The following is a 21508-nucleotide window of genomic DNA, read 5'->3' as shown; positions in this document are numbered from 1 at the left end:
CTTGCCGGGGGCAGGGCCCAGAGGCTGGGCTCCCTTCTCTGGCCTGGCCAGGGCTAAAGCAATAAACGGTGCTATTAGTTAGATGGGAACAACAAAGGAGGTATGCACCCGTCTGGTATGCCGCGGCCCGCAGGGTTCGGGGATCTGATTATTGCGAAACTGAGGGCTTCCGCTTTACCGAAATGATATAATAAGTATATGGGACTGGAAGAAATTGAAGAGCGGGATTATTTTTCCATCGGCGACGTAAAACGCATTACCGGGGTGCCGGAGTATTCCGTGCGCTACTGGGAGGCGGAATTCGGCCTCATCCGCCCCATCCGCCTGGAAAGCGGGCACCGCCGTTATACCAAAGAAGACTTGTACACCATCCTCAAAATTAAGGATTTAATTTACAAACACAAGCTTACTTTGGAAGGCGCCAAAAAACAGCTTTCCAAGTATCAGTTTCCCGCCGCAAACAGCGGCGCCAAGCCCCGCACAGACGTAAAACTTCTGACGGAAATTAAAGAAACGCTGGAAGATTTGTTAAAAGAATGATAAAATATATGTGTGGCCGGTAAAAAGGCCGCCGTGATTATCGGGGAGTGGCTCAGAGGTAGAGCGCTCGCTTGGGGTGCGAGAGATCGCGGGTTCGATTCCCGCCTTCCCGACCATTTGATTACTATTATACGGGGCGTAGCGCAGATGGTAGCGCGCACGGTTCGGGACCGTGAGGTCGTGGGTTCGAATCCCGCCGCCCCGACCATTTAGAAAGGCACTTCTTACGAAGTGCCTTTTTTGTTGGTTTGTTTTCCCTTTTTTCGTCGATGTTTAGGGGCTAGTTATATCCATACCGGTTTTAGAGACCTTTTAGTGGAGTGCAAAAAAGGCCCTAAACGGGCCTTTTTCTCTAACGAGCGAAATGAGAGGATCCCAATTATTACTGTTCTTTTTGCATTCCCTCTCTCATCTTCTTAATATTTTCTAATTGCTCTCTATCAATCGCTTTAGGTAAGAATAATAAAATGGGAACAGTATGAGAATTGCCCCCCTTGCTCTCATAATTATAAGTTCCCGCATATACAGAGCAGAACTTACTAGGAGGAGTCAATATTTTATTATCAAAGTACAACTCATCACCTTGTTTAGGAAACATAAAAATTCTTCCGTGAAAAGTACTACATTTATCATAACTGGTAACTTCACATCCATCGGCCAACACAAAATCTGACAAAACTTGGAAAACTTTATAAGATTTAAATTCATTTTCACAATACGGATTTTCTACGATTAAATCTAATCCTAAAAAATCATTTATTTCTTCAAAGGAATATCCCCATTCATTGGCGTCTGCGACCAAAATAGGAAATTCAAGATTGATGGGTTGTGCAGAATACTTTTTCAAACGCAACATTTCTTCAGAATTCATTCCTTCTTGTAATCGTTTCCATTCCTCTTGTTCTTCTTTAGACAAAGTTCCAGCTGTTTCCCTTGCTTGCAAATCTGATATAACTTGGGTAGCAAACTGTTGTATCTGAGATAAGCTAGGCCTTTTAGGCACAGAAGAACAGGCCGCGCACAACGACATAAAAATAAATATATAAATTATTTTTTTCATATTTTCTCCTTTTTTACATATTATCATAATTCTGCCATTCCTTTTCCTGCTCGCTAAACTTCGTTTCCCCCTCCGCCAAGCTCATCAATTCCTTCAAACTCATATTCTGTGGATTCCGGTACTCCAAAATATCCGTCACTATCTTGGGAGACAGATAACACAAATTTAAATACCGGGCAAAAGTGCGTTTATTCATTCCACTTGCCTTTTCCCATTCCCGGGTAGTCTGCCCCTTTTCTATTAATTTCTTCAATTGCCACGCACGAGCCAAACCACGCACAAGGCTTTCATTTAGTTGGCGCACCGTCAAAATATTGTTGGAAGTGCCATTCTGCAAGCGGGTACTAGTTACATTATCTATGTAGAATGTGTCTTTTAGGATAATACTATCCCCCTTTATCTGCGCCCGTACCCCACCGCCAGGCGGATTCTCCGCGATGTGCTTCTCCAAAAACTCTTCAAATGCCTGTTTTTTCAAACAGGCCAAAACTTTCTTACTATATTCCATATACCATCTATCGCCGGATATTACCTTTTCTAAACTCTCAGAGAGAAACTGATATTTAGATTCTTTCACAAACTCCTTTTGGGCTCCAATATATTTTGGATTGCAAGCTAAATCAGAAATTATTCCATATAACTCTTTAATAAATTCCCGATAATCAGCCTTAAAATGAGCATAAATTTTTTTCCGACTTATCCATTCTTTTTCCCATCGTTCTGTCCTCCACCCAAATTCAGTAATAAAAATATCCTCTCTTTTATCTTGTTTATCCCAATTAGATTCTATAAGAATTTGTCGTGCACTCTTCTTGGTGCCATAGATGCTAATATCCGTAGCATCATCATAATCTAAGTATTCATGTATTCTTTTGCAGGAGGAACACACAGATGTCCACGAATTTCGTCTATCATCCCATGACACCACACAATTCTCTTTCCCTTGGGAAAAATATAGTTTAATATTCTGGGTGGAAGGATTTAACTTGTATTTTATTTTTAACGGTTCCTGTGTTATATCTTGTGTCATAAAGCCTCCTGCTCTCATAATAATTATTATATAACACCATAGCGACAATATTGTGTCATTTTATATGCCACATATATACTTCTGCCGCTCAAACTCCGTTTCCCCCTCCGCCAGATTCATCAACTCCTTAAGGCTCATATTGTCTCATATTGTCATAGACACCTTGCAAGAGGTGTCTTTTTTGTCTTCTATCAACTGAGTTCTCATTTGCTTCTTATACGAAGAAGCGGGCATGCCCTGCTAAAAACGCAGAAACGCCTCCCGAATTTTGGCCTAGTTGTATATTTTCCACAATTTTTTCTCCGCCCGTATCATATAATACTTGACAAATATAACTATTTTATACTATAGTATATTTTCTGCCAGCAATCCTATTTATCCATATTTTTCCCCGCCACCCGCCTAAGCAAGCTTTCCTCCCTTTGCCGTATATATCCCACCTAAAGGAGTGTCCATATGACAACCTACCCTAAACGCTACAATACAAACTTCCGCCATAACCGGAAAGACGATAAGATTGAAAAACTACCACACCCTAGTACAGGAGAGCCAAAAATAGAAATCCTGCACTCAGATCCGCCTCAGTTACGCGTCAATGGTACAATTATCCCGTGGCCGGAAGGAAAAACGCCGCAAGAAGCCTACCAAGACTATTTAACCGGCAACCAACAACAAATGCCCCGCCCCAATCCCGCAGACCAATCATCCGACTCGCACAAAGTTCCACTATTACAATCTAATAATCAGCCTGAAACCTTACACCCGCTGCGCCAACAGCATTTAGAAGACCGCTTGAAAGAGTTGGAATACTTGGAACGCCAACAAACCCGGCAAGACAGTTTTACAACCCGCATGTATGGCAAAAAGGACTATTCCAAAGAGCGGGATGAAATTCAACAGGAATTACGCTCCACAAGACGCCAGCCCGAAAACCAGGAGAGCAAGCTCCCCAACTGGAAAGGTTTAACAGCCTTACAAGAAGGGAAACAATCCCTCAGCTCCCAATCTCCTGTGGAAAGGTTTTGGAATATAACGGATGAGCAAACGGCCCAGGAAGACTATCCGAATACGCCCTCCGCCGTTGGTAAAGAAATCAGCCGGTACAAGCGTGAAAATCCCGATGAGTATGCTTCCTATTTTAAAAAATGGCAAGACGACCAAAAAAGCTGGCAGGAAATAGACCAAGACATTAAAGACGGCACGCTGTCCAAACAAGATATTTCTCCCGCCCAATGGGATACCATTTTAAGCGCCAGCCGGCAAGAATTACAAGACAAACAAGACCCTCAAAAAAATACAGACCAAAAACCTTACTGCAACATCTATGCGCGGGATAGACTCCTCAACAAAGGTATTTACATGGAGCCCGGCAAAAACGCAAACCAAATGATTGAAGCTATGGATAAAAAAGGTTCCGGCTGGGAAAAACTGCCTAAAAAAACAGACGCTGAGGGCAATCCTACCGATAAATTAGACCACCAAGAAGCCCAACGCCGCGCTGAAGCCGGAGAAACAGTAGTGGTCACCTATCACAATCCCAATAATACGAACCACGGACATATCTCTATAGTCAATCCTGATGCGGGAATGAAAAACTCTGGCCGCGATTATTGGGACACACAAGTGCCTTCTGTTGACGGATATAATACGCAGCAAGAAAAAGTTCAAGAAGGAGAGGCGTTATCCAAACAATTTGGTAAAGACAAAGAACCCAATATGGATTATTATGTTTATAAAGGAGAAAACAACAGCGATTGACTAAAATATTATAATAAAGAAATGAAAAAACTATATTTTTTATTTCTTTTAGTTTGCATTGCTTTTCCCGCCCGTGCCAACGACACCGCCGGTTATGTGTTGCCCACGGGCGGCGTCGTGTTTCAAAAACAAGACGGCATTAAAATGAAAAACGAAGCCCTCTATATCCGCCCCGGGCAGATAGAAGTAAATTATCTGTTTGAAAATACCACAGACAAAGACATCACCACCCAGGTTTTCTTCCCCTTGCCGCCTATTGCGGCGGTGGCGGATTATTATGGATATACCTGGGAAGCCTTACATCAGTTCCATTTCAAATTGTGGGTAAATGGAAAACCTAAAAAATATCAAACTGTTTTTAACCTAAAACAAGGCGAACGCGCAGTGCCCGCAGCGGCTAATTCTCTGTGGAAATACCCGGAAGAAGGGCTGAATGAACCTTTATTCCACGAGCGCGTATCAGCGATGCAAGAAAAAGACCGCCAACTGTTAATAGACGGAAAATTCTTACGCTGGGGCGGCGTCTTCCTTCCCAATAGCGAAACGGGCGACTATGAAGAAGCCGAGGGCTGGACGATTACCGACTGGGAGGACAAGATGTGGACAAAAGAAATTTCCTATTCCTGGCTTCAAACCTTCCCTGCCGGCAAAACCGTGCATATCCGCCACACCTACACCCCTTCTGCCAAAACCATCAACACGGGTATGCCTTTTTCCGCCTGTATCAACCCCAATACCTGGGACTACCAGGATTTCGTCCGCATTCCCACCCCGCCGGGCACAGACCATCTGTGGGATAAGTTGCAAGCCCAACACTATGTGGAATACATCCTCACCACCGCCAGCAATTGGCAGGGGTTTATAGATGATTTTAACCTGCTGGTGGAAAGCCCGCTTAAAAGCGTGGGTTGTTTTGAAGGACAGCCTTTTTACGGCGAAAAGTATTTTGCCGTCAGCCGCAGGTATTTCTACCCGGAGCGGAATCTGTCGGTGGATTTTTTAGAAAAAGGCTCTATTCCATCCTCTTACACGCCTACAAGCAATCCGGTTCTCTTCCGTGTGGACGGCCCCGCCAATGTGCGCAAGGAACCCAACGGAAAAATTGTCGGCGAGATGAAAGACGGCACCTACGCCTGGGTATGGCCCGGGGAAAAACAAGGCAATTGGTATCCCGTGTTACAAAACAATTTGCAGGGATACACGCATAAGCAAAATTTAATAAAAGTGTTTGAACCCGGGGTAAAATAATAGTATACAATGAAGGTAAACAAGCGTAGGCGGGGTACACTAAAACAGCCGCCCGCGCCGCCGAATCAGGAGGCAACATTATGGAATTTACGGATGTGATTAAAAACCGTTATTCGTGCAAAAAATTTGCGGATAAACCCGTCGCAAAAGAACGGCTGGAAGCCGTTTTGCAAGCCGGTCGCCTGGCCCCTACCGCCAAAAACTTGCAGGAACAGCGCATTTATGTGGCCGAATCGCCGCAGAGCCTCGCCAAAATTGACAAAATCACCCCCTGCCGCTACGGCGCGCCGACGGTGCTCGTGGTGGCGTTTAATAAACACAATGTGTTTACATATCCCGGCGGCAAGCGGGATTCCGGCGTAGAGGATGCGTCCATCGTAGCCACCCATATGCTGCTGGCCGCCGCCAACGCAGGGCTGGACAGCTGCTGGATTAATTATTTTGACCCGGACCTCGCGGCCCGGGAGCTGGGCCTGCCCGAAGAGGAAGAAGTGCTGATGCTCCTGGACCTCGGCCACGCCGCGCCGGATGCCGCGCCGATGCCGACGCACGCCAGCCGCAAAGAATTGTCCGAAACGGTCGTTTACCTGTAAGCAGGACGGTATCGGCCAACCAAATATCAACCGTCAAACAGCCCCGGAGACACGCTCCGGGGCTTATTTCACGGCACGGCTATTCAAAAATGGTTTCGCTTACGGGCACAAAGCCTGCTTTGCCTGCTCGCACAAAACTTTATCCCCGGAACAAGAACAACTCTGGTTGGCAGCATAATGCAAGGGGATAAGCATCGTCATCTTTACATCCGCGGCCGAACAAGGCCCTTGCAAACCCGTTCCGCCGGGTGGGCAGTATTGTAAAAAAATACGACCCGCTAAACTGAAATTGGCATCTATTCGCGCTTTTGGACAATAAAAATCAACACTGTGTCCCGCAACTTTTATACAGGATGAAAAAACATCTATATCTAACGCAAACGGATCAGTCGGATAGCTCCCATTTGCCAAATAATACACTTCCGCCGCTTTTTTATAAGCGGAAACAAGTTCTATAATATCCGTCAAACGGGCTTTTTCTACCGCTTTTTGGTATTGCGGCACCGCCACCGCCGCCAATATACCTATAATTAAAACGACCACCAACAGCTCTATTAGCGTAAATCCGAGACTTTTTTGCACGGGATATATCCCCCTATTTATATAAGTTGATATCCCCAATTTATCAAAAAAAAAAAACAAATCAAGCTTATAACAAATTTATTCCTGCCCGCGCGTTTTCATCAGCCGGGCGCGGTATTTCTCCCCCCAGGCGGCCATTTCGTCCAGCACGGGGCGCAAAGAAGCGCCCGTCTTCGTCAGCGCATATTCCACGCGCGGCGGCACCTCCGGGTACACCTTGCGGCTGACGAGCCCCTCCGCCTCCATTTCTTTTAAATTGCACGTCAGCACTTTGGGGGAGGCGCCCACGCTTTTTTTCAGTTCTCCGAAGCGTTTCACGCCGGTCAGCAAATCCCGGATGATTAAAATTTTCCATTTATTGCCGATTAACTGCAGCAGCAGCCCCACCGGGCAGGGCGACATATTTTTTAAAGTAATCATACTTATATTATACCCTATTAGTTACTTTTTTACTACTAGGTTACAAAAAGGTGCCTACTTTACAAAAGAAACTTAAAACCTCATACTATATGTATCAGCCGGGTTCGGCCCGGATATTTTGAACTGAAAGGAGCAAAAAAATGAAAAAATTGGAAATTAAAAATCATCAAAAAGAAAAAGGGCAGTTTTTGGCGGCCAACGGGGCGGAGTTTACCGTAAAAGAGATTATCCCGGCGGCGGACGTTACCAAACTGCACGCCAATTTTGTGGAAGTGGAACCCGGCCATTTTGCCTACGGCTACCACTGGCACGAGCTGAACGAAGAAGTCTTTTACATTATTTCCGGCACGGCGGCCGTGCGCACCCAAAAAGGCGAAGAAATCCTCCGCGCCGGGGACGCAATCGCCTTCCCGGCGGGGCCGGAAGGCTCGCACGTTATCCGCAACGCGTCGGATACGGAAAAATTGGTCTATTTAGACATCGGAGCCGAAAGCCCGTTGGAAGTCGCCCATTTCCCGGAAATCAACAAAATGCTGGTCGTGGGACCGCGCACCAAAGGAATGACGGACGAACCCGCCCAATAACGCGCTTTGCCGCACGGGGCTCCCGCCGGGGGCCCCTTTTTTGCGTCCAAAAAACCCCTTGTATTTTAAGTAAAATTCATCCATAATATAAAAAGTTATTTTTAAGGAGAAACACGGGAAATGACCTCGGAACTTTATAAAAACTTATACCCTTCCACCAACGCCAAAAACGTGCTGGACGGCAAACGGTTCATCATCAGCCGCCTGGCGGCGTTTTTCCGCACGCGCTGACGCTTTACGAACTCTCCCGCCCGCCTTTTGTGCGCGTCCGCCCGGGCGCGTTTTTTACGCGTGGGCCTGCCTTTTTTATAACCCTTTTTAGGCGTTTACAAAAACTTCCCATCCCGCCGGAATTTATTTATAATATAGGAAAGAAAACGCCCGCCTGACCGCGACGGGCGACGGAGGGGGACTATGGATATCACAACGCTTAACAAACAAGTGCAGCAGGAAAGCCTGTTTTTGCAGGACTTAAAAAGAGAAGTGGGCAAGGTAATTGTGGGGCAGGACGCCTTGTTGGAAAAAATGCTCGTGGCCCTGCTTGCCGACGGACACATTCTAATTGAAGGCGTGCCCGGCCTGGCCAAAACGCTGGCCGTCAAAACGCTAGCGCAGGCCATCCACGCGCAGTTCCAGCGCATCCAGTTCACGCCGGATCTTTTGCCCGCCGATATCACGGGTACCCTTATTTTTAATCCCAAAGACGGTTTGTTCTACCCCAAACGCGGCCCGGTATTTTCCAACTTCGTACTGGCGGACGAAATCAACCGTTCGCCCGCCAAGGTGCAGAGCGCACTGCTGGAAGCCATGCAGGAGCGGCAGGTAACCATCGGCGAGCAGACCTATAAGCTCCCCTCTCCTTTTATGGTAATGGCCACGCAGAACCCGGTGGAGCAGGAAGGCACTTACCCCCTGCCCGAGGCGCAGGTGGACCGCTTTATGTTAAAAGTGCTGGTTACTTATCCGACGAAAGAAGAAGAAAAAATGATTTTGGAGCGGATGGCCTCGCACCAGGCGATTGAAATCAACACCAACGTTACGCCGGAAATGATTTTAAAAGCCCGCGCGGTAACGGACACCATTTACGTGGACGAAAAAATCAAGAATTACATCGTGGACCTGGTGTTCGCCACGCGCGACCCGAAGGCCGCCGGGCTGGAAAAGCTGGCCTCCTTTATCGCTTACGGCGCCAGCCCGCGCGCGACCATCTTCCTCACGCAGGCCTCCAAAGCCTACGCTTTTTTAAACGGGCGCGGCTACGTAACGCCGGAAGACATCAAGGCCGTGGGGCTGGACGTACTGCGCCACCGCGTGCTGCTCTCTTACGAGGCGGAGGCGGAAAATATTTCGTCCGACCAAATCGTCAAGCAAATTTTTGACGCCGTAGACGTACCGTAACCATACCGGGGGGTAAACCGTGGATACCGCGGAGATTTTAAAGAAAGTACGCCAAATTGAAATCCAGACGAACAAATTGGTGTCGGAAACATTCGCCGGGGAGTATTTAAGCGCGTTTAAAGGCCAGGGCATTGAATTTGCCGAGGTGCGCGAATACACGCCCGGGGACGACATCCGCTCCATTGACTGGAACGTAACCGCGCGCACCGGCATCCCCTATATTAAAAAGTACAACGAAGAGCGCGAGCTCACGCTGATGATTGCGTGCGACGTGTCCGGCTCGCAGAAATTCGGCTCCAAAGACAAACTGAAACTGGAAGCCGCCGCCGAGCTGGCCGCGCTGTTTGCATTTTCCGCCATCAAAAACAGCGACAAAGTGGGCCTCATGCTGTTTTCGGACAAAATAGAACTCTTCGTCCCCCCCAAAAAAGGCAAAAAGCACGTCCTACGCCTGATCCGCGAGCTGGTGGCGTTTGAACCCCAAAGCGCCGGGACCGACATCGGCCTGTGCCTGGAAACAATGAGTAAAGTTATCAAACGCCAGGGCATTTTAATTTTAATTTCGGATTTTCTGTCCCCGGTCTCCTCTTTTTCCAAACCGTTCAAGCTGGCGGCCAAAAAATTTGATTTAATTCCCGTCATCGTGCAGGACAAGCTGGAAACGCGCCTGCCGCCTTTGCACGCCTGCATAGACGTAACGGACCCCGAAACGGGGCAGGAGGATTTTCTGTGCCTCTCTTCCGGCGAGATTAACGACGCGCTGGACGATTACGCACGCCGGCAGGATTTAAATTTGCGGGCTTTGTTTAATCCGTATAAAATAGAGCCCATTCGGGTGGACACGGCCCTGCCGCCGGCCGACCCGGTAATCGCGTTTTTTAAAGCGCGCGCCAAAAAAATCAGGAGATAGCGTGAAAAAAACCGTACTCTTTTCCCTTTTCCTTTTCGCCGCCGCCTTTGTTTCCGCGCAGGAAATCAATGTGGTGGAAAAGCGCGCGGCCGAAACGGTGCCTTTCGCGCAGCCGTTTGCGCTCCAGTTTGTGCTGTCCCACACGCCGGGCTACCAGGTAACGGTGGACGAAGCCTCCCTTTCTAAAGATTTTGAAATTACGCAGGTAAACGCCGTGCAAAACTCCCCCGGCACCATGACGTATGATTTTACCGCCCTGCCGTTCGTGCTGGGCAAAGCCACGTTTACCGTTACTTTTGAACTCACGCAAAACGAAAAGCCGTTCGCCCAGGCCAAAGAAGAAGTGTTCGTCAACATTACCCGCGCCAAAACATTTAACGACCAGAACCTGCGCGAAATCCGCCCGCCGCATATTCCGTCCGGCTGGCTGACGTGGCTGCTGGCGGCCCTGCTGCTGGGCGCGCTGATTTACGTACTGCGCTATTGGTGGAAGCGTACGCAGGAACAGGCCCGCTCCGTGGCGGACGTGCAGGATACGCGGCCGGGCAATGTGATTGCGCTCACCAAAATTGACGCGCTGTTAGACAGCGGGCTGTGGGAAAACCGGCAATATAAGGTGTTCTATATCACGCTTTCCGACATTCTGCGCGAATACCTCTGGCGGCAGTTTGGCGTGGACGCGTCGGCCGACACCTCCGCCGAGCTCCTGCGCCGCGTCAAAAATATGACGCAAATGGCCCCCTTTATGTACCAGCTGCGGGACTTTTTAAGCTCCGGCGACCTGGTTAAATTCGCCAAAGCAGTGCCCAGCGAACAAATCCGCGACAAGGACGTTAAAATCCTGCGCGAAATCATCATTGAAACCGCGCCCAAGGAACTTTCGCCCGCCGCACGGGAGGAAGAAGCATGATTTATTTTTTTCTGATAAGCGTCGTCCTGCTGCTGGCCGCCCTGACCGCGAACCTGTTTATCAAACGCGCGCCCAAAACGATGGCCGTGCTGGTGGCGGGTTTTGCCGCGCTGACGGCGGTGAGCCTGGCGGGGCTTCTGTTTGTGCGGCTGGCCGGCGACGGAGCCGAATTTATACACCCCTGGGCGTTTGTCCTGCTGGTGATTCCTTTTGCGGTATTTCTGGCGCAGACGGTATTCCGCGGCGCGTTCGCGCGCCGGGTGGCCTACCCGATGACGCACCTGATGGTGGAACAGTCGTCCCTGCGCGTACTGTTCACGCGCTGGCTGCCCGTTACGCTCTACACCGCCGCCTTAATGCTGATGGTCATCGCGCTGGCGCGTCCCGTGCGCGTGGACCGCACCGTTCTCCCCCCCACCGAAGGCATTGACATTATTCTATTGATGGACGTGTCGGCCTCTATGCAGAAGCAGGATTTCTATCCCAACCGTTTTGTGGCCGCGCAAAGCACCGCCTCCCGCTTTATTTCCAAACGCTTAAACGACCGCATCGGCCTGGTGGCCTTTGCCAAAGAAGCCATGCTCCAGGCCCCGCTGACGCTGGACCACGAAGCCCTGCAGGAGTATCTTTCCACCCTGTACCTGGGCGTGGTGGACGCCAACTATACCGCCATCGGCGATGCGCTGGGCGTGGCGGCCAACCATTTAAAAGACAGCAAGGCCAAAAGCAAAATCATCATCCTGTTAACGGACGGAGACTCCAACGCCGGCACCATTGCGCCGCTTCTGGCGGCCAAAGCCGCGGCGGCCTACGGCATACGCGTCTACACCGTCGGCACGGCCAGCGCGCCGGGCGACGGGCTGTACTCCAGCGCGGAGGACGAAATCAACGAAGGGCTGATGATGGAAATCGCGGATGCGACGGGCGGCAAATTCTACCGCGCGAAAAACGAGGCCGAACTCGCCAAAATTTACGATACGATTAACGAACTGGAAAAGACGGAATTCGCCCCCAGCTCCACCGTCAACCGCAGCGATTATTACCAGCCGTTTCTGTTAATGGCGCTCGTGCTGGTGCTGGCGGCTTTTGTGCTGGAAAAACTGTTTTTTATCAAGGTGCCTTAATATGGAACTGTTCGCCGACCCGATGTTTTTACTTTATTTTCTGCCCGCCGCGCTATTTGTGGGGCTGGCGGCCTGGCTGGGCGCCAAATTAAAGCGCCGGCTGACCGCCGCACTGTTCGGCCCCAAAGCATACGCCAAACTCACGGCCGGCCTGCGCCCCGTTACGTGGCGGCGCGGCGCGCTGTTCCTGCTGGCGGTGTTTTTCCTGTTCCTCGCGCTTGCGGGCCCGCAGTGGGGTACGGAAGTGATTGAAGCCCAGGGCACGTTTGCGCAAACGGTGATTGCCGTGGACGTATCGGCCTCCATGCGCGCGCGGGACTTAAAGCCGGACCGCCTGGACAACGCCAAAAGTATGCTGCGTATGCTGGTAAGCAACTTAAAAGACGAACGCGTGGGCATTATTGCATTTACGTCCCAGGCATATGTCCAGTGCCCCATTACCACGGACGAGGACGCGCTGACCTACTTTATCAATTCCCTGAAACCCGATATGCTGCCCGTGCCGGGTACGTCTTTGGCGGCGCCGGTGTCGCTGGCGGCGCGTATGCTGGCCAAATATCCGGGCCATAAGGCGCTTATTCTCTTAACGGACGGAGAGGACCACTCCCCCGACGAACTCAAAGCCGCGCAGGAGACCGCGCTTAAAAACGGCATCCGCATCATCGCCATCGGCATCGGAACGAAAGAAGGCACGCTGATTCCGGCCAGAACGGACGCTTCGGGCAAAATTTTGGAATATAAAAAAGACAAAGAGGGAAAGACCGTCGTCTCCAAGCTGGACGAAAAAACGCTGCTGGAGCTGGCCCAGGCCACGGGCGGCGCCTATATCGCCTACACCACTCCCGCGCAGGTGGCGGCCAAAGTGGAGGCCGCGGTAAAAGGGCTGGACCGCACGGCCTCGCGCACGGCTTCGCGCGCGATATATAAGAACCGCTACGCGTTCCCGCTTACGCTTGCCATGCTGTGCCTGGCGGGATACCTCTTGTGGCCCCGGGGGCGCAGGCCCGCCGCGGAGGCCGGGGAAAAAGAACCCCAAAAAAGGTAAAATATAGTATGAAGAAACTCATCGGTGTATTTTTGCCGTTCGCCGTCGCCCTCTGTGCGCAAGCCGGAGTGCGGGCCGATTTGCGCGCAGGCGGCAAACTCTATGAGGATCAGAAATACGGTCAGGCCCTGGCCAAATACAACGAAGCCCTGCAAAAAGCCCCGCAGGACGAAAACGCCTCTTTCGGCGCGGGGGCGGCGGCCTACTATTTAAAAGATTACCGCACCGCCGAAAAAGCTTTTGAAGAAACCGCCGAAAAAGACGGCAAACTCGTGCAGGACGCGCTTTTTAACCTAGGCAACGCCTATTACCGCGCCGGGGATACGGACAAAGCCGCCGACGCGTACCGCAAAGCCATCGTCCATAACCCCAAGGATAAAGAGGCCATACACAATTTACAGTTGATTTTGGACCAAAAGCAAAACCAACAGAACCAGAATAACCAAAACCAGCAGAACCAGGACGATAATTCGTCCAACCAGGACCAGCAAAACCAAGACGGCAAGGGCCAGGCGGCGCAAAACGAGCAGGACCCGCAGAACCCCTCCAATCCGCAGGACCAGATGGATAAAGACGACGCCAACCGCGTCATGCAAATGGCCCGGGAAAATGAATATAAAAAGCCCACGCAGTCCGGGGCCGCGCAGGGAAGTTCGGTAGAAAAAGATTGGTAAACCTATGAGAAAAGCGATTTTATCCGTTTTATTTTTATGTGCGGCCGCGCTGGCGGCGGCGCAGGTGTCGGTTACGGCAAGCGTGAACAAAACCGCCCTGACGCTGGACGACGAACTTACCCTTTCCGTGGAAGTGCGCGGCGCGGCGGGCAATATGCTGATGCCGGAGCTGCCCAGCCTGCCCGCGTTTAACGTCTATTCGCGCGAAGTGGAGCAGACCACCGTCAACGGCCAGACCAACACCGTCTTCCGCTACGTTATGCTGCCGCGCTTTGTGGGCAAAGCGTCTATCGGCGCCGTCAGCTTTAACTATAACGGCAAAACCTATAAAACCGACCCTATTTCCGTGAATATCTACCGCAACGCCCAGGGCGTACAAAACGCCCGGCCCGCGTCTTCTTCCGCCAGAGCGGTGTCCAACGGCAATTACGATTCCGCCGCCGCCAAACGCGTCAAACAAACCGCCGACCCGAACCTCCCCCCGCTGGAAAGGGACCTGGCCAACCAGGCCTATGCGCGCGGGGATGAAAACTTTTTTCTCGTAGCCGCCGTAAGCGACGATAAGCCCTACGTCAACCAAACCGTTACGCTGGGCGTGCGTTTTTACTACAACCGTCCGTTCTACGATGCACCCTACCAAAAGCCCTCCGTTTCCAACATTTTTATGGAAGACATGGGCACCGCACAGGGCACGCAAAGCATCGGCGGCGTACTGTACCGCTACGAAGAACAGCGCTACCGCCTGACCGGCGCCGCGCCCGGCCCGGCCACCATCGGCCCGGCTTCCGTGCGGTATATGACGGGCGGCTCGCCGCTTTCGGCGCTGGACCGGCTTTTCGGCGGTTCCGCCGTCAGTGCGGAAGAAACCGCCCAATCGGCCCCCATCACGCTTAACGTCCGCGCCCTGCCGGCGGCGGGCAAACCCAAATCTTTCTACGGCGCGGTGGGCGAAGGCTACACCATCGCCGCGGCGGCGGACCGCACCCGCGTGGAAGCCGGCGAAGCCGTTACGCTTACCATCACCGTTAAAGGGCCCGGCAACTTAAAACCCACCCAGGATTTAAACCTGCCCGCCGTGGACGGATTTAAAATTTACAATGCGGCCGCCACTTCTGGCTCCATTCCCGCAAACGGCTCCGAGCGCAGCTACAAAGTATTTAAAACGGTGCTCGTACCGTCCGCCTCCGGCATTTACACCATTCCGTCGGTCAAATGGTCTTATTTCAACCCGGACAAAGGCTCTTACCAAACCATTCACACCGAACCGATTACCATCCAGGTGTCTCCCTCCACCAAGGCGGACAGCGGTTTTGATTTCGGTGCGGCCAGCCCGGCGGGAAGCGGATTTCAGACGCTGGGGCAGGACGTCTCGTATTTAAAAACGGCCTACGGCCCGCGGCCTTCCGTGTTGACGCGCATGAGCGGCTGGTATACGCTTAACTGGGTGATGCTGTCCATACTGGCGGTGTGCGTGCTGTTCGCCTCGGTAGGCAAAAAATCCCTGGCGCAGAAACGCGCCTACAGCACCGCGCGCGGCAGACTTAAAAAAGCGCTTTCAGACGAAACGGTGGCCGACGCCGTGTCCGACTATTTACAGCAAAAAATGAAAATCAGCACCGGCAGCCTGCCGCTTAAATCCATCGTGGCCGCCCTGCAAAAGCGCGGCATTACGCCCGCCACGGCCGAAGCGTTTTCGCTCCTGTGGCAGCGGCTGGACGCGGCCCGCTTCGCCCCCGGCGCACCGGGCGTGCAAACCGCGCAGGAACTGGCCCGCCAGGCGCAGGACATTTTAAAGCTTCTGGAGGAGGAAACCAAATGAAACGCCTGCTCACGCTCCTGGCCGTACTGGTCAGCTTTGCCGCCGCCTCCTGGGCGCAGACGCCCATGCAGGAAGCCGAAGAATTTTACCGCCAGGGCAAGTTTTCGGCCGCCCTGGGTATTTACGAAAGCGAGCTGAAAAACCGCCCAAACGACCCTTATGTTTACTACAATATAGGTAACTGCTATTTTAAGATGGGCAGCAAAGGCCTCGCGGCCGCCAATTATTACCGTGCGTTTAAACTGGACCCGCGGGACGCGGACATCCGCCACAACCTGACCCTCGCGCTTGCCGCGGGAGGAGAAAGACTGGTTCCGGCCGGCATGCCGCCGGTGCTGCACAAGGCGTTCTTTTATTTATCGTATCCCGAAGTCCGGGGGCTGACGTTCGGGCTCCTGTGGCTGTTCTGCACGCTGGGCGGCATATGGCTGATTAAACGCAAATTCGGCCGTACGCTGGCCGCCTGCGCCGTTATTCTGCTTCTTTCCGGCGGATGGCTGTACGTACGCCGCGCGCTGGAAATCCAGCACCTGGCCGTAGTGGCCGCCCCGGTGGCGGAAATACGCAGCGGGCCGGGCACCAACTTCCCCGCCAGCGCCAGCGTGGCGCAGGGGCATTTGGTTATGGTGCAGGACGCGAAAGACACGTGGTACGAAGTCATCGTCAAATCCCAGGGAATCAAAGGCTGGGTGGAAAAGAGCGCGGTGGAACAAATTTAAAACGAGGTATCTGATATGTTTGTCAAACAACAAGCCGACGAGCTGATTCAAGCCGTAACGTACGTGAAAGAAAACCTGGCGGACCGGGTGCAGACGCTGGCCGACAAGGTAACCGAAGCCTTCAAAAAAGGCAATAAAGTCATTTTAATGGGCAACGGCGGCAGTGCGGCGGACGCGCAGCACATCGCGGCGGAATTTGTGGGCCGCTTTAAAAAAGAACGCCCCTCCCTGCCCGCTTTGGCTTTAAACACCAATTCGTCCACGCTCACGGCCATCGGCAACGACTATTCGTACGACGTCGTTTTCTCGCGCCAGATTGACGGTTTTGCCAAAGAAGGGGACGTGGTCATCGGCATTTCCACCTCCGGCAACAGCAAAAACGTCTACCTCGCTTTGGGCCTTGCCAAACGCAAAGGCTGCTTTACGGCGGCTTTTTTGGGCAAAGACGGCGGCATCATTAAAGATATGTGCGATTTACCCCTCGTCGTAAACGTCAAAGACACGCCGCATATCCAAGCCTGCCACATTTTCATGGCGCACTGTATGTGCGACTTGGTGGACCAGGCGTACTGATTTATGAAAATAGCTATCGGATGCGATCACGCGGGTTTCCCGCTAAAAGACACCGTGGCGGCCGTAATACGCCGCCTGGGGCACGAAGTGATTGACTGCGGCACATTCAGCTGCGACCGCGCCGACTACCCCGACTATGCAGACAAAGTGGCCAAGCTTGTAGCTTCCCAAGAAGCGCAGCGCGGCGTTCTGCTGTGCGGCAGCGGCGTGGGCGTATGCGTGGCCGCCAATAAAACCAAAGGCGTGCGCGCCTGCGTCTGCCACGACGCGTACAGCGCCCGGCAGGCCGTGGAGCACGACGCGCTGAACGTGCTTTGCCTGGGGGCGCGCATTATCGGCCCGGCAATAGCCGAAGAGCTGACCGAACGTTTTTTAAACGCCTCTTTCCTGACGGGTTCCCGCCACGAAGGACGGTTAAATAAAGTAAAAGCGATTGAAGACGCAAATTTTAAATAAGACCACCCCGGTCTTTAAAATAAAGGATGATGAAACCTATGAATACACAAGCAAATCCCATGGCCGAAGGCATTATCAGAGAAGGCGAAATCAAGCTGGAAGGGCTTGAGTTCAACACCAAATTCTGGGCCAAGGACCCTACTCTTTGGAAAAAAGACAAAGAGCATATGGAGTTTATCGTTAAATTCCTGGGCTGGCAGAAAGTTTACGACTGGACCCTGGAAAGAGTGGACGACGTGCTGGCGTTCGCCGGCGACGTGAAACAAAATTTTAAGCATTGCGTGATTATGGGTATGGGCGGCTCCTCGCTGGCGCCCGAAGTGTTCCGCACCGTATTCGGCAGACAGGAAGGCTGGCCGGAACTCATCGTGCTGGACACCACCAACCCGGACTGGATCGGCGCCGCCCGCGCGCGCATCAACCCCGCCGAAACGCTGTTCATTTTCGCCAGCAAATCCGGCGGCACGGTGGAGCCGTCTTCCCAGTTTGCCTATTTCTTTGACGAAGTAAAAAAATCCGGTGTAAAAGAACCCGGCGCCAACTTCGCCGCGATTACGGACCCCGGCACCGGACTGGAAGCGCTGGCCAAGAAAAACCATTTCCGCAAAATTTTCTTAAACCCGGCCGACATCGGCGGACGCTTCTCCGCGCTTTCCCTGTTCGGCATCGTCCCCGCCGCCATTATGGGCGTGGACGTGAAGAAAATTTTAACCATCGCCAAAGAACAGGCCGCCACCTTTGGGCCCGACGCCCCCGTGAAAGACAACGCCGCCGTCAAACTGGGCGCCTTTATGGGTGCGTGCAACGTCAACCACGGCAAAGACAAGCTCACCCTTTTAACCCCGAAAGATTTTGCCACCTTCGGCCTGTGGGCCGAACAGCTGGTGGCCGAATCCACCGGCAAAGAAGGCAAAGGCGTGGTGCCCGTGGCCGGCGAAACGCTGACCAAAAACTTTGACTACCGCGACGACCGCTTCTTCGTCCACCTCTCTACCGGCAGCGAAGACGACAAACACGTTACCGTCATCGCCAAAGATTTGGCCGAACGCGGATTTCCGATCTTAACCATTGATATGGAAGACGTCTACCAGCTGGGCGCGATGTTCCTGCTGTGGGAAATCGCCACCGCGGCCGCCGGCGCCATTTTGGGCATTGACCCGTTTGACCAGCCCAACGTGCAGGAAGCGAAAACGATGGCTAAAAACGTGCTCGCCAAGCTGGAAGCGGGTGATATCCCGGCCGAAGTTTCCGCGCCGATTCTCGTCTCCGCCGACATTGCGGACGAAGTAAAGCTGGACACCCTGGCGCAGGACCTCTATTCGCTGTTGGAAAGCAACGATTACGTCGCCATTCTGCCGTATGTGTATCCGTCTGAGGATGTGGAAAAGGCCCTGCTCGCCCTGCGCGACAAAATTATGGCCCGCACCAAACGCGCCGTATTGTTCGGTTTCGGCCCGCGTTACCTCCACTCCACCGGCCAGCTCCACAAAGGCGACGGCAACAACGGCGTATTCTTGATTCTCTCCGCCGACCCGGCGAGCGACATCAAAATCCCCGGCCAGCGCTATACCTTCGGCCAGCTCTGCAACGCGCAGGCGCTGGGCGACTTCCAGGCGCTGCAGGCCAAGGGCAGAAGAGTGATTAAACTGCACCTGACCCAGCCGCTGTTGGAAAGCATCAAAAAAATCAGCGACTTGTTCTAAATCCGTTCCATACGCAAGGCGGTCTGCGGGCCGCCTTGCCTTTTTATCTCTTATGACCAAAGTATTTATCCAAACCTACGGCTGCCAGATGAACGTGGCGGATTCGGACGAAATGTTCACGCATCTGGCGGCGCGCGGAGCCGAATATACCGACAAGTTGGACGAGGCCGACATCGTGCTCGTCAACACCTGCACGGTGCGCGACCATGCGGAACACCGCGCGGTATCGTTTTTGGGCCGTTTGGCCGCCTGGAAAAAAGAACGTCCGCACCGCGTGATTATTTTTGCGGGCTGCGCCGCCGAACGCCTGGGCGCGGAGATTCAAAAGAAATACCCGTTTTTGGATATACTTTCCGGCGCAAAAGATATTGAACATTTTTCGGACCGCTTGGACGCCAGCGGCCTTTTTGCCGCACCCGGCCGCGCGGGCGAAGCGCCGGCCCCGGGCCTGACGGGATACGTGACCATTATGCGCGGGTGCGATTTTGCGTGCTCGTACTGCATTGTGCCCAGCGTGCGCGGGCCCGTTAAATGCCTGCCTGCGGAAAACATTTTAAAAGAAGCCGCCCACAAAGCCGCCGCAGGCGCCAAAGAGATTATGCTCCTGGGCCAGACGGTAAACGCTTACCGGGACGGGCAAACCTCGTTTGCGGATTTGTTAAACCGCGTAAGCGAAGTGCCGGGCGTGGAGCGCGTGCGCTTTACGAGCCCACACCCCATCTATTTTACGCCCGCGTTTTTGGAAGCGGTAAAAAACAACCCCAAAATCGCGCGTAACGTACACCTGCCGGTGCAAAGCGGTTCCACCAAAGTGTTGCAGGAAATGAAACGCGGCTACACGCGCGAGATTTTTTTGGATAAAGTCCGCGCCTTAAAAGCCTGCGGCTTTACCATTTCCACCGACATCATCGTCGGATTTCCCACCGAAACGGAGGAAGACTTCCGGCAAACCCTCTCGCTCGTGGACGAAGCGGAATTTTTCGCGGCCTACTGCTTTAAGTATTCCCCCCGCCGGGGCACTCCGGCCGCGCAGATGAAACTGCTGGATAAAAAGGTACTGGAAGAAAGGCTTGATATTTTGTTAAATAGGGTAAGAGGTTTGTCCGACGCGGCGTACCAAACGCAGGTCGGCACCGTGAAGGAAGTGCTCCTGGAGTCGGAAAACAAAGGACGCTCTTCCGAAAATTTTTGGGTGAAGACGCACAAGTCTTACCCCGTGGGCTCCATCGTACGGACGGAAATTGAAAAGGCCGACGGGACATTATTATTTGCGAGGGACTGAGTATGACAAAGAATTTCTCTGAAAAACGCAGACATCCGCGTATGCCGGTTATCAGCAACCTGATTGAACCGGTCAACCTGCATTACAAAACCGAAGACGGCAAAGAAACTTCCCTGGTCGCCATCTTGGCCGATCTATCCGCCTCCGGTATGCGCATGATCAGCTTTCTGGGCGCGCCGCTGGCCGATAAGTTTTCCATCAGCCTGCAGCTGCCCGGCACCGGCAAAATGGAAGTGGACGCGAAGCTGGCCTGGGTAAAACAGCGCGAGAACGTGTACACCATCGGTATTGAATTTATCAAAATGGCCGATAAAGACGCCAAGGTCATCAGCGAAATGGCCGACGACTTTAACGACTGCGATACGCGCATTCTGTTAAAACTCCCCGAAGTGTGCGTAGCCGGCTGCAAATGCAACAAAATCTGCAATAAAATTCAAAAAGACGAAAGCCTTTTTGAAGGCAAATAATTCCCCAAACTTCGCAAATAGAAATGAAAAGCCCCGGGTTTACGCCCGGGGCCTTTTTGTAAAGCAAGTTTAATATACGTCGTACCCGTCCTTTTCCAACCCTCTGCAAATCTTCTTACCCAAGTCTGTAAAACCGCCGCAATTTTTATTTGTGTCATTTACTACTTCTTCCCAAGAAAATCCGGCCGAGCAAATGGTATAGTCCCCCCGGTTTTGGTCAGCACATACCTCCATATCAAAATCATATGTATAGTGTTTGGTTTTATAATTAATAGTCCCATCCCACTCACCTCCTTGCAACTCCAAATAGTCTTGCACTTGATACATACATTCGTTATCTCCGCCACATTCCAAATAGCGCACCTTCATTGCATTATGAACATATTTCATTACAGTCTGCGCCTCCACCAAGCGGGATTTTTCCACCGCCAGCGTATACTGCGGCAGAGCGACAGCCGACAATATGCCAACAATTAAAACAACCACCAACAGCTCTATTAACGTGAATCCGAGACTTTTCTGCACGGGATATATCCCCCTATTTATATAAGTTGATATCCCCAATTTATCAAAAAAAAAAAACAATACAAGCCTTTTATATCTTTCTTCTTTT

Annotated in this window: 23 protein-coding genes and 2 tRNA genes; 20 read left to right on the top strand and 5 right to left on the bottom strand. The window is 52.2% G+C overall.

The window, feature by feature from the left end; translation table 11 throughout:
* The first annotated feature begins 198 nt into the window (after positions 1-198).
* From ACQY36_RS06005 to ACQY36_RS05995, 3 genes are all read left to right on the top strand, one after another.
* The gene (locus ACQY36_RS06005; protein WP_428056441.1) at positions 199-540 is read left to right on the top strand and encodes a MerR family transcriptional regulator; all 342 of its coding nucleotides are present in this window, start codon (positions 199-201) and stop codon (positions 538-540) included.
* A 41-nt stretch (positions 541-581) separates the two neighbouring features.
* Positions 582-656: transfer RNA gene (locus tag ACQY36_RS06000), tRNA-Pro, on the top strand.
* Between the two features lie 16 nt (positions 657-672).
* A tRNA-Pro gene (locus ACQY36_RS05995) sits at positions 673-748 on the top strand.
* A gap of 174 nt (positions 749-922) precedes the next feature.
* Here the strand turns inward: ACQY36_RS05995 and ACQY36_RS05990 are convergent.
* Together ACQY36_RS05990 and ACQY36_RS05985 are read right to left on the bottom strand one after the other, a co-directional pair.
* The gene (locus tag ACQY36_RS05990; RefSeq protein WP_428078324.1) at positions 923-1600 is read right to left on the bottom strand and encodes a hypothetical protein; all 678 of its coding nucleotides are present in this window, start codon (positions 1598-1600) and stop codon (positions 923-925) included.
* A 13-nt stretch (positions 1601-1613) separates the two neighbouring features.
* Positions 1614-2630, bottom strand: coding sequence for a hypothetical protein (locus tag ACQY36_RS05985; RefSeq protein ID WP_428078322.1), 1017 nt, complete (start codon positions 2628-2630; stop codon positions 1614-1616).
* Positions 2631-3086: 456 nt separating this feature from the next.
* Here ACQY36_RS05985 and ACQY36_RS05980 point away from each other — a divergent pair, with 456 nt between their 5' ends.
* From ACQY36_RS05980 to ACQY36_RS05970, 3 genes are all read left to right on the top strand, one after another.
* The gene (locus ACQY36_RS05980; protein ID WP_428078320.1) at positions 3087-4388 is read left to right on the top strand and encodes a hypothetical protein; all 1302 of its coding nucleotides are present in this window, start codon (positions 3087-3089) and stop codon (positions 4386-4388) included.
* A gap of 21 nt (positions 4389-4409) precedes the next feature.
* Entirely contained in the window at positions 4410-5636 is a 1227-nt protein-coding gene (locus ACQY36_RS05975; RefSeq protein WP_428078318.1) for a DUF4424 family protein, read from the top strand.
* Between the two features lie 80 nt (positions 5637-5716).
* Positions 5717-6229, top strand: coding sequence for a nitroreductase family protein (locus ACQY36_RS05970; protein WP_428078316.1), 513 nt, complete (start codon positions 5717-5719; stop codon positions 6227-6229).
* Positions 6230-6328: 99 nt separating this feature from the next.
* On the opposite strand, the gene ACQY36_RS05965 is transcribed toward ACQY36_RS05970, so the two are convergent.
* Both ACQY36_RS05965 and ACQY36_RS05960 read right to left on the bottom strand, forming a co-directional pair.
* Positions 6329-6811 (bottom strand): type IV pilin protein, encoded by a 483-nt coding sequence (locus ACQY36_RS05965; protein WP_428078314.1) that lies wholly within the window; start codon positions 6809-6811, stop codon positions 6329-6331.
* Between the two features lie 78 nt (positions 6812-6889).
* Complete coding sequence (locus ACQY36_RS05960) at positions 6890-7231, bottom strand: winged helix-turn-helix transcriptional regulator (RefSeq protein WP_428078312.1); 342 nt, start codon at positions 7229-7231, stop codon at positions 6890-6892.
* A gap of 140 nt (positions 7232-7371) precedes the next feature.
* Between ACQY36_RS05960 and ACQY36_RS05955 the strand changes: the two genes are divergently transcribed.
* From ACQY36_RS05955 to ACQY36_RS05890, 14 genes are all read left to right on the top strand, one after another.
* Entirely contained in the window at positions 7372-7815 is a 444-nt protein-coding gene (locus ACQY36_RS05955; RefSeq protein WP_428078310.1) for a cupin domain-containing protein, read from the top strand.
* 414 nt (positions 7816-8229) lie between these two features.
* Positions 8230-9213, top strand: a complete 984-nt coding sequence (locus ACQY36_RS05950; protein ID WP_428056433.1) for an AAA family ATPase — start codon at positions 8230-8232, stop codon at positions 9211-9213.
* 19 nt (positions 9214-9232) lie between these two features.
* Complete coding sequence (locus ACQY36_RS05945; RefSeq protein ID WP_428056432.1) at positions 9233-10123, top strand: DUF58 domain-containing protein; 891 nt, start codon at positions 9233-9235, stop codon at positions 10121-10123.
* A 1-nt stretch (position 10124) separates the two neighbouring features.
* A complete protein-coding gene (locus ACQY36_RS05940) occupies positions 10125-11033 on the top strand; it encodes a hypothetical protein (RefSeq protein WP_428078308.1) in 909 nt (302 codons plus the stop codon).
* Positions 11030-12157, top strand: a complete 1128-nt coding sequence (locus ACQY36_RS05935; RefSeq protein WP_428078306.1) for a VWA domain-containing protein — start codon at positions 11030-11032, stop codon at positions 12155-12157. Before ACQY36_RS05940 ends, ACQY36_RS05935 begins: the two co-directional genes overlap by 4 nt.
* Position 12158: 1 nt before the next feature.
* Positions 12159-13202 carry a VWA domain-containing protein gene (locus ACQY36_RS05930; RefSeq protein WP_428056429.1) on the top strand — a complete coding sequence of 348 codons (1044 nt, stop codon included), beginning with the start codon at positions 12159-12161 and terminating at the stop codon, positions 13200-13202.
* An 8-nt stretch (positions 13203-13210) separates the two neighbouring features.
* Positions 13211-13876, top strand: coding sequence for a tetratricopeptide repeat protein (locus ACQY36_RS05925; protein WP_428078304.1), 666 nt, complete (start codon positions 13211-13213; stop codon positions 13874-13876).
* Positions 13877-13880: 4 nt separating this feature from the next.
* Positions 13881-15695 (top strand): BatD family protein, encoded by a 1815-nt coding sequence (locus tag ACQY36_RS05920; RefSeq protein WP_428078302.1) that lies wholly within the window; start codon positions 13881-13883, stop codon positions 15693-15695.
* Positions 15692-16414 carry an SH3 domain-containing protein gene (locus tag ACQY36_RS05915; protein ID WP_428078300.1) on the top strand — a complete coding sequence of 241 codons (723 nt, stop codon included), beginning with the start codon at positions 15692-15694 and terminating at the stop codon, positions 16412-16414. Before ACQY36_RS05920 ends, ACQY36_RS05915 begins: the two co-directional genes overlap by 4 nt.
* 15 nt (positions 16415-16429) lie before the next feature.
* Complete coding sequence (locus ACQY36_RS05910; RefSeq protein ID WP_428072026.1) at positions 16430-16987, top strand: D-sedoheptulose 7-phosphate isomerase; 558 nt, start codon at positions 16430-16432, stop codon at positions 16985-16987.
* 3 nt (positions 16988-16990) lie between these two features.
* Positions 16991-17443 (top strand): ribose 5-phosphate isomerase B, encoded by a 453-nt coding sequence (gene rpiB, locus ACQY36_RS05905; RefSeq protein ID WP_428056423.1) that lies wholly within the window; start codon positions 16991-16993, stop codon positions 17441-17443.
* 38 nt (positions 17444-17481) lie between these two features.
* Positions 17482-19146: a glucose-6-phosphate isomerase gene (locus ACQY36_RS05900; protein WP_428078298.1), complete on the top strand. Its 1665-nt coding sequence runs from the start codon at positions 17482-17484 to the stop codon at positions 19144-19146.
* A gap of 52 nt (positions 19147-19198) precedes the next feature.
* Positions 19199-20428 (top strand): tRNA (N6-isopentenyl adenosine(37)-C2)-methylthiotransferase MiaB, encoded by a 1230-nt coding sequence (gene miaB, locus ACQY36_RS05895; protein WP_428078296.1) that lies wholly within the window; start codon positions 19199-19201, stop codon positions 20426-20428.
* A 2-nt stretch (positions 20429-20430) separates the two neighbouring features.
* Positions 20431-20895 (top strand): PilZ domain-containing protein, encoded by a 465-nt coding sequence (locus ACQY36_RS05890; protein ID WP_428056417.1) that lies wholly within the window; start codon positions 20431-20433, stop codon positions 20893-20895.
* 69 nt (positions 20896-20964) lie between these two features.
* Here ACQY36_RS05890 and ACQY36_RS05885 read toward each other — a convergent pair whose 3' ends face one another.
* A complete protein-coding gene (locus ACQY36_RS05885) occupies positions 20965-21381 on the bottom strand; it encodes a type IV pilin protein (RefSeq protein ID WP_428078326.1) in 417 nt (138 codons plus the stop codon).
* Positions 21382-21508: the final 127 nt, after the last annotated feature.

The sequence above is a fragment of the Candidatus Avelusimicrobium alvi genome, assembly GCF_958451995.1.
GTDB classification, from domain to species: domain Bacteria; phylum Elusimicrobiota; class Elusimicrobia; order Elusimicrobiales; family Elusimicrobiaceae; genus Avelusimicrobium; species Avelusimicrobium alvi.
Note: the sequence above shows the minus strand (reverse complement) of the source record. Positions and strands in the feature narration are given on the sequence as shown.